The organism is Streptomyces sp. SAS_272 (assembly GCF_052543235.1).
In genome coordinates this window covers 1-15,447 of record NZ_JBMNDR010000106.1, presented here as the reverse complement: position 1 = coordinate 15,447, position 15,447 = coordinate 1, and the positions used below count along the sequence as shown (strand labels likewise).

Genomic DNA, 15,447 nt, shown 5'->3' with positions numbered 1-15,447 from the left:
GCTCACTCCCAACGGAACCAACGGCTCGCGGCGCCCGTCAGCAGCAGGATCCACATCCCGAGGACGCCCAGGTGGTCCCAGCCCGGCCAGTGACCGGCGGCCGCCTGGTCCAGAGCCTGCGCGGCCGCTCCGAACGGCGTGCAGCCCACGATGCGGGCGAGGACGTCCGGCATGGTCTGCACCGGCGCCCACACCCCCGCGCAGAACATCGACGGGAAGAACACGGCCGAGCCGATCGCGCCGGCGATCTTCGTCGTGGGGGACAGGGCGGACACCACCGATCCGAGGGCGAGGGCGACCAGGACGGCCAGCAGCAGGGCGATGCCGTATCCGAAGGGCTGCCCGGGCAGGCGCACGTCGAAGCCGAGCCGCCCGACCGCCAGGACCAGCAGCGCCGAAGCCAGGGAAGCCCCGCCGTACACCAGCATCTGCGCGGACAGCAGGGCGGACGGCCGGACCGGCGTCGCGGACATCCGGCGCAGGATGCCGCGCTCCCGGTAGCCGGTGAGGGTCTGCGGCATCGACTGCAGACCGCCGACGATCAGGCCGAGCAGCACGGCCACCGGGACGTAGACGTCTACGGTGCGCAGGCCGCCGAGGTCGTCGCTCGGCTGCCGCAACGACGGGACGGACCCGAGGATCACCAGCAGCAGGGCCGGGAAGAGCAGGATCCAGAAGAGGGCGCCGGGTTCACGGCGGAAGAGGCGGATCTCGGTGCGCAGGACGGCGGTGCGCCGTGCTGCCGGGCGCTGTACGGCGGTGCTCATGCCGCGGTCTCCTTCGTGCCGTCGCTCATGACGCCGTGCGGGGCGCCGTGCGAGGCGTCGTGCGGGGCGCCGTTCCTCGCGTCGTGCGCGGCGTTGTCCGTCAGGTCGAGGAACGCGTCGTCGAGGGTGGCGTCCAGGACGCGCAGCTGGTGGGCTGTGACGCGGTGGCGGGCGAGGAGGGTGATGACGGCGTTGACGGTCTCGTCGGTGCCGGACAGCGTGAGGCGGCCGTCCCGGTGCTGGACGGAGGCGAGCTCGGGCAGAGCGTTCAGGTCGCGGTCGTCCAGCGGAGCGGACGGGGTGAAGCTGATGACGGTGGCCCCCGCCGAGCGCCGGATGAGGTTCGCCGGGGTGTCCAGGGCGGCCACCCGGCCCTCGTCGATCACCGCGATCCGGTCGCACAGCCGTTGGGCCTCCTCCATGAAGTGGGTGACCAGCAGCACGGTGACGCCGTTCGCGCGCACGTCCTCGACGATCTGCCAGGTGTCCCGGCGGGCCCTCGGGTCGAGGCCCGTGGTCAGCTCGTCCAGGACGACGATCCGCGGGTCGCCGATCAGCGCGAGTGCGATGAACAGGCGCTGCTTCTGGCCGCCGGACAGCTTCGCGAACCGGGTGGACAGCTTCGGGGCCAGGCCGAGGCGCTCGGCGAGCGGCCCCCAGTCGAGCGGCCGCGGATGGAAGGAGGCGTACAGCTCCAGGGCCTCGCGGACGGTCAGCTTCGGCTGCAGTTCGCTCTGCTGGAGTTGGGCGCCGAGGATGCGGGCGACCTTCTCGTGGTCGGCGACGGGATCGAGGCCGGCCACCCGGACCCGGCCCGCGTCGGGCACCCGCAGGCCCTCGACGCACTCCACGGTGGTGGTCTTGCCGGCGCCGTTCGGCCCGAGGACGCCGAAGATCTCCCCCTCCTCCACGGCGAAGGAGACGCCGTCGACGACCGCACGGCCGTCATAGGTCTTGCGCAGGTCGGTGACTTCGATGACAGGCATGGCATCAGCGTCCCGGGCGGGGCCCGGCCGGCACATCGGCCGACTCGCTCGGACGGACATCAGCCGATCGGTTGACACGGCCGTACGACCCCTCGAACACGCAGGTCGTAGGACCAGCGACGGAGCCCGGACGGACCGAAACTCGGTGGGCTGTGTCAGTGCCGGTCCGTAGGCTCGCGGTGATGGCCAAGACACGTGCAACCGCCCCCGACCGTTCCGCCGTACGCTCTCTGCTGCGCCTGTGGCCGTACGTCAGACCCGTGCGGCTGCGGCTGTTCACGGCCGCCGCGGTCGCCGTGCTCGCCTCCTGCACCGGGCTGGTGATCCCCCTCGTCCTCAAGTGGATGGTGGACGGCCCGGTGGCCGACCGGGACACGGCCGGGGTCTGGCTGGGCTCGCTCTGCCTGCTGCTCCTCGGGTTCACCGAGGCGCTGCTGTTCGGGATGCGGCGCTGGCTGGTGGCGCGCCCGCTGTCGCACGTCGAGGCGGAGATGCGAGCGGAGTTGTACGGGCGGCTCCAGCGGCTGCCGGTGGCGTTCCACGACCGGTGGGCGTCGGGCCAGCTGTTGTCCCGGGCGACGGCCGATCTGGGGATGGTGCGGATGTTCCTCGCCTTCCCCCTGACGTTCCTGCTGGTCAACTCGGTCACGATCGTGTTCGGCGTCGTCATCATGCTGCTCCAGGACTGGCGGCTCGGGCTGGTCATCCTCGGGCCGGCCGTACCCGTCGTCGTGATGTGCGTGTACTTCGAGCACCGGTACGCCGTCGTGGCGCGGCGGGCGCAGGACCAGGTCGGGGATCTGACGACCGTCGTCGAGGAGAGCGTCCTCGGGATCCGGATCGTGAAGGGCTTCGGCCGGCACCGCAGTCAGGCGCGCGCCTTCCGCGAGCTGTCGTCGACCCTGCGCGGTACCGAACTGGCCAAGGCCCGGCTGCTGGCCACCATCTGGGCCGTCATCGTGACGCTGCCCGAGCTGGCGATCGGGGCCGCGCTGGTGCTGGGGGCGGTGCAGGTGGCGGACGGCGAGCTGTCCGCGGGCACCCTGGTCGCCTTCCTGTCCACCGCGCTCGCGCTGCGCTGGCCGGTGGACTCCATCGGGTTCCTGCTGGCGATGAGCCAGGAGGCGGCGACGGCCACGCAGCGCTACTTCGAGGTGATGGACGAGGAGCCGGAGCGGGACGCCGTCGTCCGGGCGGAACCCGGCCGCGCGGGCGCGGAGTCGGACAGGACGGGCGACGGCGGACTCCGCTTCGACGGCGTGACGTTCCGCTACCCGGACGCCGACCCCGGCTCCCGGCCCACCCTCGACGGCGTCGACCTGCACATCCGGCCCGGCGAGTCCATGGCCCTGGTCGGGTCGACGGGCAGCGGGAAGACCACCCTCACCGCCCTCGTCCCCCGGCTGCACGAGGTGACGGCGGGGCGCATCACCCTGGACGGCGAGGACGTCACCGCGATGCCCCGCGAGGAGCTGCGCACGCGGGTCGCCGTGGCCTTCGAGGAGCCGACCCTGTTCTCCGCGAGCGTCGGGGAGAACGTCCTCATGGGCGCGGACGAGCGGGCGGGCGCCGTCGAGCTGGCACGGGCGCTGGACGTGGCGCAGGCCGGTTTCGTGCACACGCTGCCGCAGGGCGTCGACACCCAGGTCGGTGAACAGGGGCTCAGCCTCTCCGGCGGGCAGCGGCAGCGGCTCGCACTGGCCAGGGCCGTCGTCGGCCGGCCCCGCTTCCTCGTCCTGGACGACCCGCTCTCCGCCCTGGACGTGCACACCGAGGCAGCCGTGGAGGCCGCGCTGCGGCAGGTCCTCGCCGACACCACCGCGCTGATCGTCGCCCACCGCCCGTCCACCGTGCTCCTCGCCGACCGGGTGGCGCTGCTGTCCGACGGCCGGATCGCCGCGGTGGGCACCCACCAGGAACTGCTGCGCGACAACCCGGAGTACGCCCACCTCATGTCAGGAACCGGCCGCCAGGAGGACGACCGATGAGCGCCCCCACGACGTCCTCCCCCACGACCGACGACGACACACCGCGGGACTCGGGCCCGCGGGCCGCGCAGGACCCGTTCGACAAGGACGTCCTGCCCACCGCGCCCGGCGCCACCGGCGCGCTGCTGCGCTCCCTGTTGGCCCCGATGCGGGCGCGCGTCGCCCTCACCACGCTGGTGCTGCTGCTCCAGCAGGCGGCCGTGCAGGCGGGCCCGCTGCTGGTGGCCTACGCCATCGACCGCGCCGTGCCGGCGCTGCGGGCCGACGACCACGGGCCGCTGGTCGCGGTGGGCGCCGGCTACCTGCTGTGCGCGGTGGCGTCCGGCGGGCTGCAGTACGCGTTCCTGCTCGCCTCCGCCCGCGTCAACCAGGACGTGCTGCTCGATCTGCGCGGCAGGATCTTCCGGCACGCGCAGGCGCTGAGCCTCGACTTCCACGAGCGCTACACCTCGGGCCGGCTCATCTCCCGCTCCACCAGCGACGTGGAGGCCCTGCGCGAGCTCCTCAACGAGGGGCTGCAGGAACTCGTGACGGTGGTGCTGTCCTTCCTGTTCATCTCCGCGATGCTGCTCTGGCTGGACCTCGGCCTGGGCGCCGTCGCCGTCGCGTCGTTCGTGCCGCTGTACGCCCTCGTGCGGGTCTACCAGCGGCGCGCGGGCCGGGTGTTCACGGCCCGCTCGACCGCGATCGCGGCCGTGATCGTGAAGTTCGTGGAGACGATGAACGGCATCCGGCCGGTGCGCGCCTTCCGGCGTGAGGCCGTCAACGAGGCCGGTTTCCGGGTCCTCAACCGGCGGCACGAGCGCAGGAACGGCGACGCGCTGCTGGAGATGGCACGGTACGTCGTCGGATCGCGGCTGGTCGCCAACACGGCGGTCGCGGCGATCGTGCTGTGGGGCGCCATGCGGGTTTCGGACGGTTCGCTGGAGCTCGGTGTGCTGGCGGCGGCGGTGCTGTACCTGCGGCGGCTCTACGACCCGATCGACCGGCTCGGCATGTTCCTCAACTCCTACCAGTCGGCGGCAGCGTCCCTGGAGAAGATCGCGGGGCTGCTCGCGCAGAAGCCGTCCGTGCCGGAGCCGTCGGCGCCGCGGGAGCTGCCCGCCCCGCGGGGCGAACTCCCCGGCCGGGAAGTGGTCTTCGACGGGGTCTCCTTCGGCTACCGCACGGGCGGGGAGGTCCTCCCCCGCTTCGACCTGGTCCTTCCCGCCGGGCAGACGGTCGCCGTGGTCGGCTCGACCGGCGCCGGCAAGTCCACGCTGGCCAAGCTGCTCGCCCGCTTCTACGACCCCTCCGAGGGCCGGGTGCTGCTGGACGGGGTGGACCTGCGCGAGCTGGCCGTGCCCGAACTGCGGCGCGGTGTGGTGATGGTGACGCAGGAGGCGTTCCTGTTCTCCGGCACGGTCGCCGAGAACATCGCCATCGGGCGGCCGGACGCGTCGCGGGAGGAGATCGAGCGGGCGGCGAAGGCGATCGGCGCGCACGAGTTCATCAGCGCCCTGCCCGACGGGTACGACACCGACGTGCGCAAGCGCGGTGGCCGGATCTCCGCCGGGCAGCGGCAACTCGTGGCGTTCGCGCGGGCGTTGCTCGCCGACCCCGCGGTGCTGATCCTCGACGAGGCGACGAGTTCGCTGGACGTCCCGGGCGAGCGGGCCGTGCAGGCGGCGATGGCGACGGTGCTGAAGGGCCGTACGGCGGTGGTGATCGCGCACCGGCTGTCCACCGTGGAGATCGCCGACCGGGTGCTCGTCATGGAGCACGGCCGGATCGTCGAGGACGGCGGACCGGCCGAACTCATCGCGGGCGCCGGCCGGTTCGCGGACCTGCACCGGGCCTGGCGGGACAGTCTGGCGTGAGCGTTCAGCGCTCAGCGGGCGATGAGGCCGGTCGGCGGACGACGGTCGGCGGACGGCGAGGGCCGGAAGGGCGAGTGGATGATCGACGCGTACAAGGATCCCGGCACGCCCGACAGCCGCGGCGGCTGGGCTTATCTGGCCTGGCTGGTGCGCTGCCAGCCGGGGCGGTCGGCGACCGGAGCGCTGCTGGCCAGCCTCTGGATGGTGCTGACGGCGATCGCGCCGTACCTGCTGTCGCGGGCGGTGGACGACGGGCTGGAGCCCGGTGACACGGCCGCGCTCGCGGGCTGGACGGCCGCGCTGCTCGCGGTGGGCGCGCTCAACGCGTGGGTGAGCATCATGCGGCACCGCACGATGACCCGGTTGCGCATGGACGCCTACTTCCGCACCACCAAGGTCGTCGTCGGGCACGCGGCCCGGCTGGGCGCCGCGCTGCCGCGCCGGGTGGGGGCCGGTGAGGTCGTCACCATCGGGGTGGGCGACGTGCACACCATCGCGGGTTCGCTGACGGTGGTAGGGCCCGGCGTCGGCTCGATCGTGGTGTACGTCTTCGTCGCCGGGCTCCTGCTGTCCGTGTCGCCGACGCTGGCGGCGGTCGTGCTGCTGGGGATGCCGGTGATCGCGGTGCTGGTCGGGCCGCTGATGGCGCGGCTGCAGGGCACGGAGGCGGAGTACCGGGAGCGCCAGGGGGTGCTGACCGCGCGGATCGGCGATCTCGCGGGCGGGCTCCGTGTGCTCAACGGGCTGGGCGGCAAGGGGCTGTTCGCGGATTCCTTCGGCCGGGACTCGCAGCGGCTGCGGGCGCAGGGCTACCGGGTCGGCGCGGTCACCAGCTGGATGCAGGCGCTCGGGGTGGGCCTGCCCACCCTGTTCCTCGCCACCGTGACCTGGCTCGCGGCCCGGCTGGCCGCGCAGGGCGAGCTGACCGTGGGCGAGCTGGTGTCGGTGTACGGCTATGTCGCCGTCCTGGTAGGCCCGGTGGCGTTCCTCGTCGACATGGGCTACCAGCTGAGCCGGGGCGTGGTGGCCGCCCGGCGCGTCGTGCGGCTGCTGCGCACGGAGCCCGAGCCGGACGCCGGGACCGGCGACCCGCCCGCCGAGCCGTCGGTGCTGCACGACCCCGACTCGGGTGTGCGGGTGGCCCCGGGCCGCCTGACCGTGCTGGCAGGGGGACGCCACTCGGACGTGACGGCCGTCGTGGACCGGCTCGGCCGGTACGGCCCCTCGGACGTCACCTGGGGCGGACGGCGGCTGGACGCCCTGCCGTTGGAGCAGGTCAGGGCCCGCATCCTGGTCGCCGACCACGAGGCGGACCTGTTCGCCGGAACCCTGCGCGAGGTGGTCTGCGGACGGGGTGCGCCCTCGGCGGCGGAGGTCGCGCGGGCGGTGCGGGCGGCCGCGGCCGACGACATCGTGCAGGGTCTGCCCGAGGGGCTCGACTCGCCCGTGACCGCGCAGGGCCGCAGCCTCTCCGGCGGCCAGCGGCAGCGGGTACGGCTGGTGCGGGCCCTGCTCGCCGACCCCGAGGTGCTGCTGGCCGTGGAGCCGACGTCGGCGCTGGACGCGCACACGGAGGCGTCGGTCGCGGAGCGGCTGCACGCGTACCGGGCGGGCCGGACCACGCTCGTCAGCAGCACCTCCCCGCTGGTCCTCGACCGCGCGGAGACGGTGCACTACCTGGTCGACGGAAAGGTCGCCGCGACCGGCCGCCACCGCGATCTGCTGCAACGGGAGCCGGGCTACCGCGCGCTGGTGACCCGGGACGCCGACGACGCGGAGGAGGCGCTCCGATGACGACCGTGACCGTGACCGGGAACGAGGAGGCGGCAGCCCGATGACGACGACCACGGCAGCCGGCGACGGCGCCCCCGCGGGCCGGCTGCCCGTCGCCGGGCGCGCCGACGTACGGCGTGCGGCGCTGCGGCTGGTACGGGCCGACCGGCGGGCGTTCGCCGGCGCGCTCGCCCTGAACGTGCTCGCCGCCGGGGCCGGTCTGGCCGGTCCGTGGCTGCTGGGGCGGATCATCGACGAGGTGCGGGCCGGGCACGGCGTCGCGCCCGTGGACCGGCTGGCGGCGGCGATCCTGGTGTGCGCGGCGGCGCAGCTGCTGCTGGCGCGCTGGGCGCGGTACGCGGGGCATCGGTTCGGCGAGCGCACGCTGGCACGGGTCCGGGAGGAGTTCGTCGGGCGGGCGCTCGCGCTGCCGGCGTCGGTGGTGGAGCGGGCCGGCGCCGGTGATCTGACCACCCGCGGCACCGCCGACGTGGCGGCCGTGGGCACCACCCTGCGGGACGCCGGGCCCGAGCTGCTGGTGTGCACGGTCCAGGCGCTGTTCACGCTCGGCGCGGTGTTCGTGATCGACCCGCTGCTCGGCCTCGTCGGGGTGCTGGCGCTGACGCCGATCTGGTTCGCGCTGCGCTGGTATCTGCGGCGGGCGCGGGCCGGCTATCTGGCGCAGGGCGCGGCGGACTCCGAGGTCGCCGAGATCGTCGCGGCGACGGCGTCCGGGGCGCGGACGGTCGAGGCGTTCCGGCTCGAGCGGCAGCGGACGGCGGCGAACCGGGACGCGCTGGAGGTCTCGCGGCGCACCCGCTTCCACACGCTCTGCCTGCGCACGGTGTTCTTCCCGGTGGTCGAGACGTCGTACTCGCTGCCGGTGGCGGGGGTGCTGCTGCTGGGCGGCGCGCTGCACGCGCGGGGGTCGATGAGTCTGGGCGCGGTGGTGGCGGCCACGCTGTATCTGCGGCAGTTCACCGAGCCGCTCGACCAGATCCTGGTGCGCGTCGAGCAACTGCAGAGCAGCGGGGCCTCGTTCGCCCGGGTGGAGGGCCTGGCCGGGGCGCCGCGCTCGGAGCGTGACGCAGGGGCGGCGCCGGTCCCGGTGGACGACCGGATCGACGTGACGGGGGTGCGGTACGCCTACGAGCGCGGCGGCGAGGTGCTGCGCGGGGTCGACCTGACGGTGCGGCCCGGGGAGCGGCTCGCGGTCGTCGGCCCGTCCGGTGCGGGCAAGACCACGCTGAGCCGGCTGCTGGCGGGCGTGGACGCGCCGAGCGCGGGCTCGGTGACCGTGGGCGGCGCGCCGGTCGCCGAGCTGGCGCCCGAGACGCTGCGCCGGCAGGTCGTCCTGGTCACGCAGGAGCATCACGTCTTCATCGGCACGGTCCGCGAGAACCTGCTGATCGCCGAACCCACGGCGGACGACGCACGGTTGTGGGCGGCGCTGGCCGCGGTCGGCGCCGCCGACTGGGTTCGGGAACTGCCGGGCGCTCTCGACGCCGAGCTGGGCCGCGGCGGGGGCGGCGGCCGCACGACGGACGGCTCGCAGGCGCAGCAGCTGGCCCTGGCCCGGGTGGTGCTGGCGGACCCGCACACGCTGATCCTGGACGAGGCGACCGCGCTGCTGGACCCGACGACGGCCCGGCACACCGAGCGGGCCCTGGCGGCGGTGCTCCGCGGGCGGACGGTCATCGCCATCGCCCACCGGCTGCACACGGCTCACGACGCGGACCGGGTCGCCGTGATGGAGGACGGCCGTCTCACCGAACTCGGCACGCACGAGGCGCTGGTGGCGGACGGCGGCGCGTACGCGGCACTGTGGCGGACCTGGCACGGGGGACCGTGAGGGAGCACGGCTCGGGGAAACGGGTGGGGGGCACAGCGACGGATGCGACTGATGTGACGGATGCGACAACTCCGGATATCGAACACCGACTACCGGACAACGAACTGTTTCCGGCCAACTTTCTGACGCGCTCCTGACAGACAGCGCAATCCACTGCCACTCTTCCCTCTGCTGGTTCACAGCAACCCCACAGTTACGCGCACGCTCCACGTTCCGCCTTTGTTCTGCGTACCGCCTTTGTCGTGCCCGTCCGGCCCACCCGCCGTTCGGGTCTCCCCTGGCCGCGTGATCCGCGGCCGCGCAGAAGGAGTCAGTGTTGAGCAGCAGTCCCTCTCGCAGACGCACCCCCCACAGCCCCTCCCGTCGTGCCGCGGCCGTCGCCCTCGTCGGCGTCTCCGCGCTCATAGCCGCCGCCGTGCAGTCCGGCGCCGCGACCGCCGCCCCGGAGAGGGCGCCGCAGGCGACGGGCAAGGCCAATCCGGGCGCCGAGTCGGTGCGCCTCACCCCCGCCCAGCGCGCTTCGCTGATCCGCGAAGCGGACGCGGGGAAGACGGCCACCGCCAAGAAGCTCGGCCTCGGCGCCAAGGAGGCGCTCGTCGTCCGTGACGTCGTCAAGGACGCCGACGGCACGCTGCACACGCGCTACGAGCGCACCTACAGCGGACTCCCGGTCCTCGGCGGCGACCTGATCGTCCAGACCGCGAAGTCCGGCGCCACCGAGAACGTCACGCTGGCCACCCGGGCCGCCGTCCGGGTCGCCTCGCTCACGCCCGCCATCGCCGCGGCGAAGGCGGAGAAGCAGGCGCTGAGCCTCGCCACGGCCGACGGGACCGCGAAGGCGGACACCGACCGCGCGCCGCGCAAGGTGATCTGGGCGGCGACCGGGACCCCGGTCCTGGCCTACGAGACCGTCGTCGGCGGCCTCCAGGAGGACGGCACCCCGAACGAGCTGCACGTCATCACCGACGCGACCACCGGCCAGAAGCTCTACGAGTACCAGGGCATCGAGACCGGCACCGGCAACACGATGTACAGCGGCCAGGTGACCCTCGGCACCACGCAGTCGGGGTCGACGTACAACCTGACCGACGCCGCGCGGGGCAACCACAAGACGTACAACCTCAACCGGGGCTCCTCCGGCACCGGAACGCTCTTCTCGGGCCCCGACGACGTCTGGGGCACCGGCGCCGCCTCCAACGCGGAGACCGCGGGCGCCGACGCGCACTACGGCGCGGCCCTCACCTGGGACTACTACAAGAACGTGCACGGCCGCAACGGCATCAAGGGCGACGGTGTGGGCGCGTACTCGCGCGTGCACTACGGCAACGCGTACGTCAACGCGTTCTGGGACGACAACTGCTTCTGCATGACCTACGGCGACGGCTCGGGCAACACCCACCCGCTGACGGCCATCGACGTGGCCGGGCACGAGATGACGCACGGCGTCACCTCCAACACCGCGGGCCTCAACTACAGCGGTGAGTCCGGCGGCCTCAACGAGGCCACCTCGGACATCTTCGGCACCGCGGTCGAGTTCTACGCCCAGAACTCCTCCGACGTCGGTGACTACCTCATCGGCGAGGAGATCGACATCAACGGCGACGGCACGCCGCTGCGGTACATGGACAAGCCGAGCAAGGACGGCGCGTCGAAGGACAGCTGGTACTCGGGGATCGGGTCGGTGGACGTCCACTACTCGTCCGGGCCGGCGAACCACTTCTTCTACCTGCTGAGCGAGGGCAGCGGCGCCAAGGTCATCAACGGCGTCAGCTACAACTCGCCCACCGCGGACGGCCTCGCCGTCACCGGCATCGGCCGCGACAAGGCGGAGAAGATCTGGTTCCGCGCGCTGACCACGAAGTTCACCAGGACCACCAACTACGCGGGAGCCCGCACCGGCACGCTGGCGGCGGCAGGTGAGCTGTACGGCACCACCTCCACCGAGTACAAGGCGGTGCAGGACGCGTGGGCCGGCGTCGCGGTGGGCGCGCGTTCGGGCGGCGGCGGAGGAGGCGGCGGCACCTCCTTCGAGAACACGGCCGACGTATCGATTCCGGACAACGGTGCGGCGGTCAACTCGTCGATCACCGTCTCCGGCCGCACCGGCAACGCACCGTCGAACCTCGCGGTGGCGGTCGACATCGTGCACACCTACATCGGCGACCTCCGGGTACAGCTGATCGCCCCCGACGGCACCGCCTACACGCTGAAGGCGTACGGCACCGGCGGCAGCACGGACAACCTCAACACCACGTACACGGTGAACGCCTCGTCCGAGGTCGCCAACGGGGTGTGGCAGTTGAGGGTCCAGGACAACGCGGCCCAGGACACCGGCTACATCAACAGCTGGAAGCTCACCTTCCCGTAGGCCACAGGCCCCGCACGGGCCACGCAAAGCAGCCTGAAAGGCACCGCACAGGGCGCCGCCCCGGGGACACCACCTCCCCGGGGCGGCGTCCCCTTTTTGCCCTCCCCTTACCCACGTCCTGTTGGCGCTTTACCACAGCCCAACTCCGTTTACGTGCCTGCAATGTTCACCAGACAGTCGATTTTCGGCCAACATCACTTCGGGGTCCTGACATGTACGCGCCCGGATGTCAGTCTTCGTTCACCCGCCGCACAACTTCACACCCGTCACGGGCGGCCGCCCCACGCCGCCCGGACCCCCCACATGAAGGAGCTTGTGTGACCTCCCTCTACGCGCGTCACAAGCGCACCACTCTGGCCATCGCCACCGCCGTCGCGGCCGGAGCCCTGGTCACCACCGGACTGACCACCGGTAGCGCTGCCGCCCAGACCCCGGCGGACTCCGGCGCGCGGGCAGCCCTGACGGGCGCCCCGGTCCAGCTGTCCTCCGCAGCACGCACCGCGCTGATCCAGCAGCAGCAGTCCGACGCGTCCGCGACCGCCAAGTCGATAGGCCTCGGCGCCCAGGAGAAGCTGGTCGTCAAGGACGTCGTCAAGGACGCCGACGGCACCGTCCACACCCGCTACGAGCGCACCTACGCGGGCCTGCCGGTCCTCGGCGGCGACCTGGTCGTGCACCAGGCCCCCTCCGGCGCGCAGAGCGTGACCAAGGCCGTCTCGGCCGCCATCAAGGTGTCCACGCTCACCCCGCAGGTCGCCACCGCCAAGGTCCAGAAGCAGGCGCTCACCGCCGCCAAGGCCGCCGGCTCGGAGGCCACCGCCGCCGACCAGGCCCCCCGCAAGGTGATCTGGGCCGGCAACGGCACCCCGACCCTCGCCTACGAGACGGTCGTCGGCGGCCTCCAGGACGACGGCACCCCGAGCAGGCTGCACGTCATCACCGACGCCACGACCGGCAAGAAGCTCTACGAGCACCAGGCCATCGAGACCGGCACGGGCAAGAGCTTCTACTCGGGCACGGTCACCCTCAACACGACCAAGTCGGGCTCGACGTACAACCTGACCGACGGCACGCGCGGCGGCCACAAGACGTACAACAAGGCGCGCAGCACGTCCTCCTCCACCGGCACCCTGTTCACCGACGCGGACGACGCGTGGGGCACCGGCGCGGCCTCCAGCTCCTCCAGCGACCAGACCGCGGCCGTGGACGCCGCCTACGGCGCGCAGATGACCTGGGACTTCTACAAGAGCACCTTCAACCGCAGCGGCATCAGGAACGACGGCAAGGCCGCCTACTCCCGCGTGCACTACGGCAACGCCTACGTCAACGCCTTCTGGGACGACGACTGCTTCTGCATGACGTACGGCGACGGCGACGGCAACACCCACCCGCTGACGTCGCTGGACGTGGCCGGCCACGAGATGAGCCACGGTCTGACCTCGGTCACCGCGGGCCTGGAGTACTCGGGCGACGCCGGCGGTCTGAACGAGGCCACCTCCGACATCTTCGGCACCGGTGTGGAGTTCTTCGCCAACAACGCGTCCGACAAGGGCGACTACCTCATCGGCGAGAAGATCAACATCAACGGCGACGGCACCCCGCTGCGCTACATGGACAAGCCGAGCAAGGACGGCGGGTCCAAGGACTACTGGTCCTCCGCCGTGTCCGGCCTCGACCCGCACTACTCGTCGGGCCCCGCGAACCACTTCTTCTACCTGCTGTCCGAGGGCAGCGGCTCGAAGACGATCAACGGCGTGACCTACAACTCGCCGACGTCCAACGGCTCCACGGTCACCGGCATCGGCCGCGCCAAGGCGCTGCAGATCTGGTACAAGGCGCTGACGACGTACTTCACGTCGACGACCACCTACAAGGGCGCCCGCACCGGCACCCTCTCGGCGGCCTCGGCGCTGTACGGCGGCACCAGCAGCGCCGAGTACAAGGCCGTGGCGGCGGCCTGGTCGGCGATCAACGTCAGCTGACCCTGCCACAGACGAGTGAGGCGGCACCCGGGACGAAGGCGGTCCCGGGTGCCGCCCTACTCTTGGCTCCCATGTCTTCGAAGGACTTCACGTACGACGACGTCGGCGCGACGCGCGACCGCCCCGGCTCCTGCCCTGAGGGCTTCCGCCCCCTCCACGTCCGCGCACGCCTCGGCGAGGGCCACGACGTCTTCCGGCGCGCCGCGGACGCCGTCATGACGTGGGAGATGCACCGCGCCCTCGGCGTCGGCATCGACGCCACGGCGGACCGCGCGGCCCCCGACGTCGACGTCACCGTCACCCTGGGCGGCGTCATCAAGGCCCCCTGCCGCGTGGTCTGGACGGTCGACGAGCCCCGGCGCGCCGGCTGGGCCTACGGCACCCTCCCCGGCCACCCCGAACGCGGCGAGGAGTCCTTCGTCGTCGACCGCACGGGAGACGGCACGGTCTGGCTGACGGTCACCGCGTTCAGCCGCCCCGCGAAGTGGTACACGATAGCCGCCGGCCCGGCCACCAGAGGCCTCCAACAGGCCTACGCCCGCCGCTGCGGCAAGGTCCTGCGCGAGCTGTGCGGGGGCGGGGAGTCGTGACCGCCCGGCCGGACGGCCTTCCGGCGGCACGCGGTGGCCCGCTTCTCCTCCCGACCTGGAACCACGGCAAATGCCCCGGCCCCACGGCCGAGCGACATCCACCCCGCATCACCTACTCGCCGAACATCCCGGCGAACGGGTCGGCTTCACCGGACCAGGGGTCCAGTCCAGCGGCCCGAAGACGCCTCTCCTCGTTCACGTGCAAGAACTTGGGGGACAGGCCGGCCCAAAGCGTCAACGCACCGAGGGGACATTCATCGAATTCGGCACGAAAAACTCGGCACAGGAACTCGACCATTCCACAGGGATACTCACGCCATCGAGCATCGTCTTGGTTCCAGACGACCACATGCCATTCTTCGGGATCGTCACTCAGCGCCAGCCAGCAGAGGATGTCTGCACTGGCGTCGACACCCCAGGCCACGAGCGATGACGAGGGAGCCACGTCCATGGACGCGCCTTCCCACAGCTGACGGGCATTTCGCGCCTCAGCCGACATCCCTGCTACGGATGACTCACCGCCGAGATTTCTTTCCGGAAGCAAAAACGTCAGGTAGTCACTCACACCACCTTCTCCATATACGGAAACGAACTGTTTATATTCGGACGGGAAGCGCATACCCCAGGAGCTCTCAATGATCTCCCAGTCCACGACGTCACCCGCGACGTCACCGGGCGGCATGATGCTCCTCAGTTCCTCAAGCCAAGCCATCTACCTTCCCCTCCCCTGCATCACGGCATCGAGCCGGTCGGCACGGGCGCTCCGTTACGGCTGTCCGTGACCATCCCGAGATTCTTCCAGACGCCCTGACGCGGACTGTAGATCGAGTTCGGCACTACCTGCCCCACCGAAAGGCCAGGGGAACCATCGGGCAAGATTCCACTGGCGACCATCTCGAAGGACACCGGCACAGTCCGCGACCCGTGGTAGCGGGGGGTCACCGAATATCGGACTACTTGCCCCCCATCAATAGCGGATTTCACCTGACTTTCATAGGAGAACATGTGGTCTCCGATCCGGCCGTCACCGACTACGGCAGTATTGGCTTGCCGTGAGCAGGTGGCCAAGTTTCTGCGATCCGTCCCGGACCCGCCAAGATCCTTGCCCAGCAGGTGACACATATTGAGCCTCTTCAGCGTTGCTGCTCCAGGGTGAGGATGGCCTTGGCGATTGACGTCATGTGGTTGGGGCTGCACCGGGATCTGCGGAAGATGCGCCAGGACTTCAGCCTGGCGACGCCGCGTTCGACGGGTGCCCGTGCTGCGGCCAGTGCCCGGTTGC

General features: G+C 71.9%; 11 protein-coding genes and 1 pseudogene. 7 read left to right on the top strand and 5 right to left on the bottom strand.

What is annotated here, in order from left to right; all coding sequences use genetic code 11:
* Positions 1-2: 2 nt before the first annotated feature.
* Together ACN6LD_RS37175 and ACN6LD_RS37170 are read right to left on the bottom strand one after the other, a co-directional pair.
* Entirely contained in the window at positions 3-767 is a 765-nt protein-coding gene (locus ACN6LD_RS37175; protein WP_445045455.1) for an ABC transporter permease, read from the bottom strand.
* Positions 764-1,753: an ABC transporter ATP-binding protein gene (locus ACN6LD_RS37170; protein WP_445045454.1), complete on the bottom strand. Its 990-nt coding sequence runs from the start codon at positions 1,751-1,753 to the stop codon at positions 764-766. The genes ACN6LD_RS37175 and ACN6LD_RS37170 overlap by 4 nt, the downstream gene beginning before the upstream one ends.
* Before the next feature lie 182 nt (positions 1,754-1,935).
* Here ACN6LD_RS37170 and ACN6LD_RS37165 point away from each other — a divergent pair, with 182 nt between their 5' ends.
* The 7 genes from ACN6LD_RS37165 (at position 1,936) to ACN6LD_RS37135 (ending at position 14,165) form a co-directional block, all read left to right on the top strand.
* Positions 1,936-3,741 carry an ABC transporter ATP-binding protein gene (locus tag ACN6LD_RS37165; protein WP_445045453.1) on the top strand — a complete coding sequence of 602 codons (1,806 nt, stop codon included), beginning with the start codon at positions 1,936-1,938 and terminating at the stop codon, positions 3,739-3,741.
* The gene (locus ACN6LD_RS37160) at positions 3,738-5,600 is read left to right on the top strand and encodes an ABC transporter ATP-binding protein (RefSeq protein ID WP_445045452.1); all 1,863 of its coding nucleotides are present in this window, start codon (positions 3,738-3,740) and stop codon (positions 5,598-5,600) included. Before ACN6LD_RS37165 ends, ACN6LD_RS37160 begins: the two co-directional genes overlap by 4 nt.
* Positions 5,601-5,678: 78 nt before the next feature.
* Positions 5,679-7,394, top strand: coding sequence for an ABC transporter ATP-binding protein (locus ACN6LD_RS37155; protein WP_445045451.1), 1,716 nt, complete (start codon positions 5,679-5,681; stop codon positions 7,392-7,394).
* Positions 7,395-7,434: 40 nt separating this feature from the next.
* Positions 7,435-9,225, top strand: coding sequence for an ABC transporter ATP-binding protein (locus ACN6LD_RS37150; protein ID WP_445045450.1), 1,791 nt, complete (start codon positions 7,435-7,437; stop codon positions 9,223-9,225).
* Between the two features lie 313 nt (positions 9,226-9,538).
* The gene (locus tag ACN6LD_RS37145) at positions 9,539-11,593 is read left to right on the top strand and encodes a M4 family metallopeptidase (RefSeq protein WP_415924910.1); all 2,055 of its coding nucleotides are present in this window, start codon (positions 9,539-9,541) and stop codon (positions 11,591-11,593) included.
* 317 nt (positions 11,594-11,910) lie between these two features.
* The gene (locus ACN6LD_RS37140) at positions 11,911-13,575 is read left to right on the top strand and encodes a M4 family metallopeptidase (protein ID WP_319192402.1); all 1,665 of its coding nucleotides are present in this window, start codon (positions 11,911-11,913) and stop codon (positions 13,573-13,575) included.
* Positions 13,576-13,646: 71 nt separating this feature from the next.
* Positions 13,647-14,165 (top strand): DUF1990 domain-containing protein, encoded by a 519-nt coding sequence (locus tag ACN6LD_RS37135; RefSeq protein ID WP_319192404.1) that lies wholly within the window; start codon positions 13,647-13,649, stop codon positions 14,163-14,165.
* 112 nt (positions 14,166-14,277) lie between these two features.
* On the opposite strand, the gene ACN6LD_RS37130 is transcribed toward ACN6LD_RS37135, so the two are convergent.
* The 3 genes and pseudogenes from ACN6LD_RS37130 to ACN6LD_RS37120 all read right to left on the bottom strand — a co-directional run.
* On the bottom strand, positions 14,278-14,817 hold the full coding sequence (locus ACN6LD_RS37130; RefSeq protein WP_445045449.1) for an SMI1/KNR4 family protein: 540 nt from the start codon (positions 14,815-14,817) through the stop codon (positions 14,278-14,280).
* Between the two features lie 80 nt (positions 14,818-14,897).
* Positions 14,898-15,362: a DNA/RNA non-specific endonuclease gene (locus tag ACN6LD_RS37125; RefSeq protein ID WP_445045448.1), complete on the bottom strand. Its 465-nt coding sequence runs from the start codon at positions 15,360-15,362 to the stop codon at positions 14,898-14,900.
* Positions 15,299-15,447 (bottom strand): annotated as a pseudogene (locus ACN6LD_RS37120) (IS5/IS1182 family transposase); the annotation flags it as partial. The gene ACN6LD_RS37125 and the pseudogene ACN6LD_RS37120, both read right to left, overlap by 64 nt.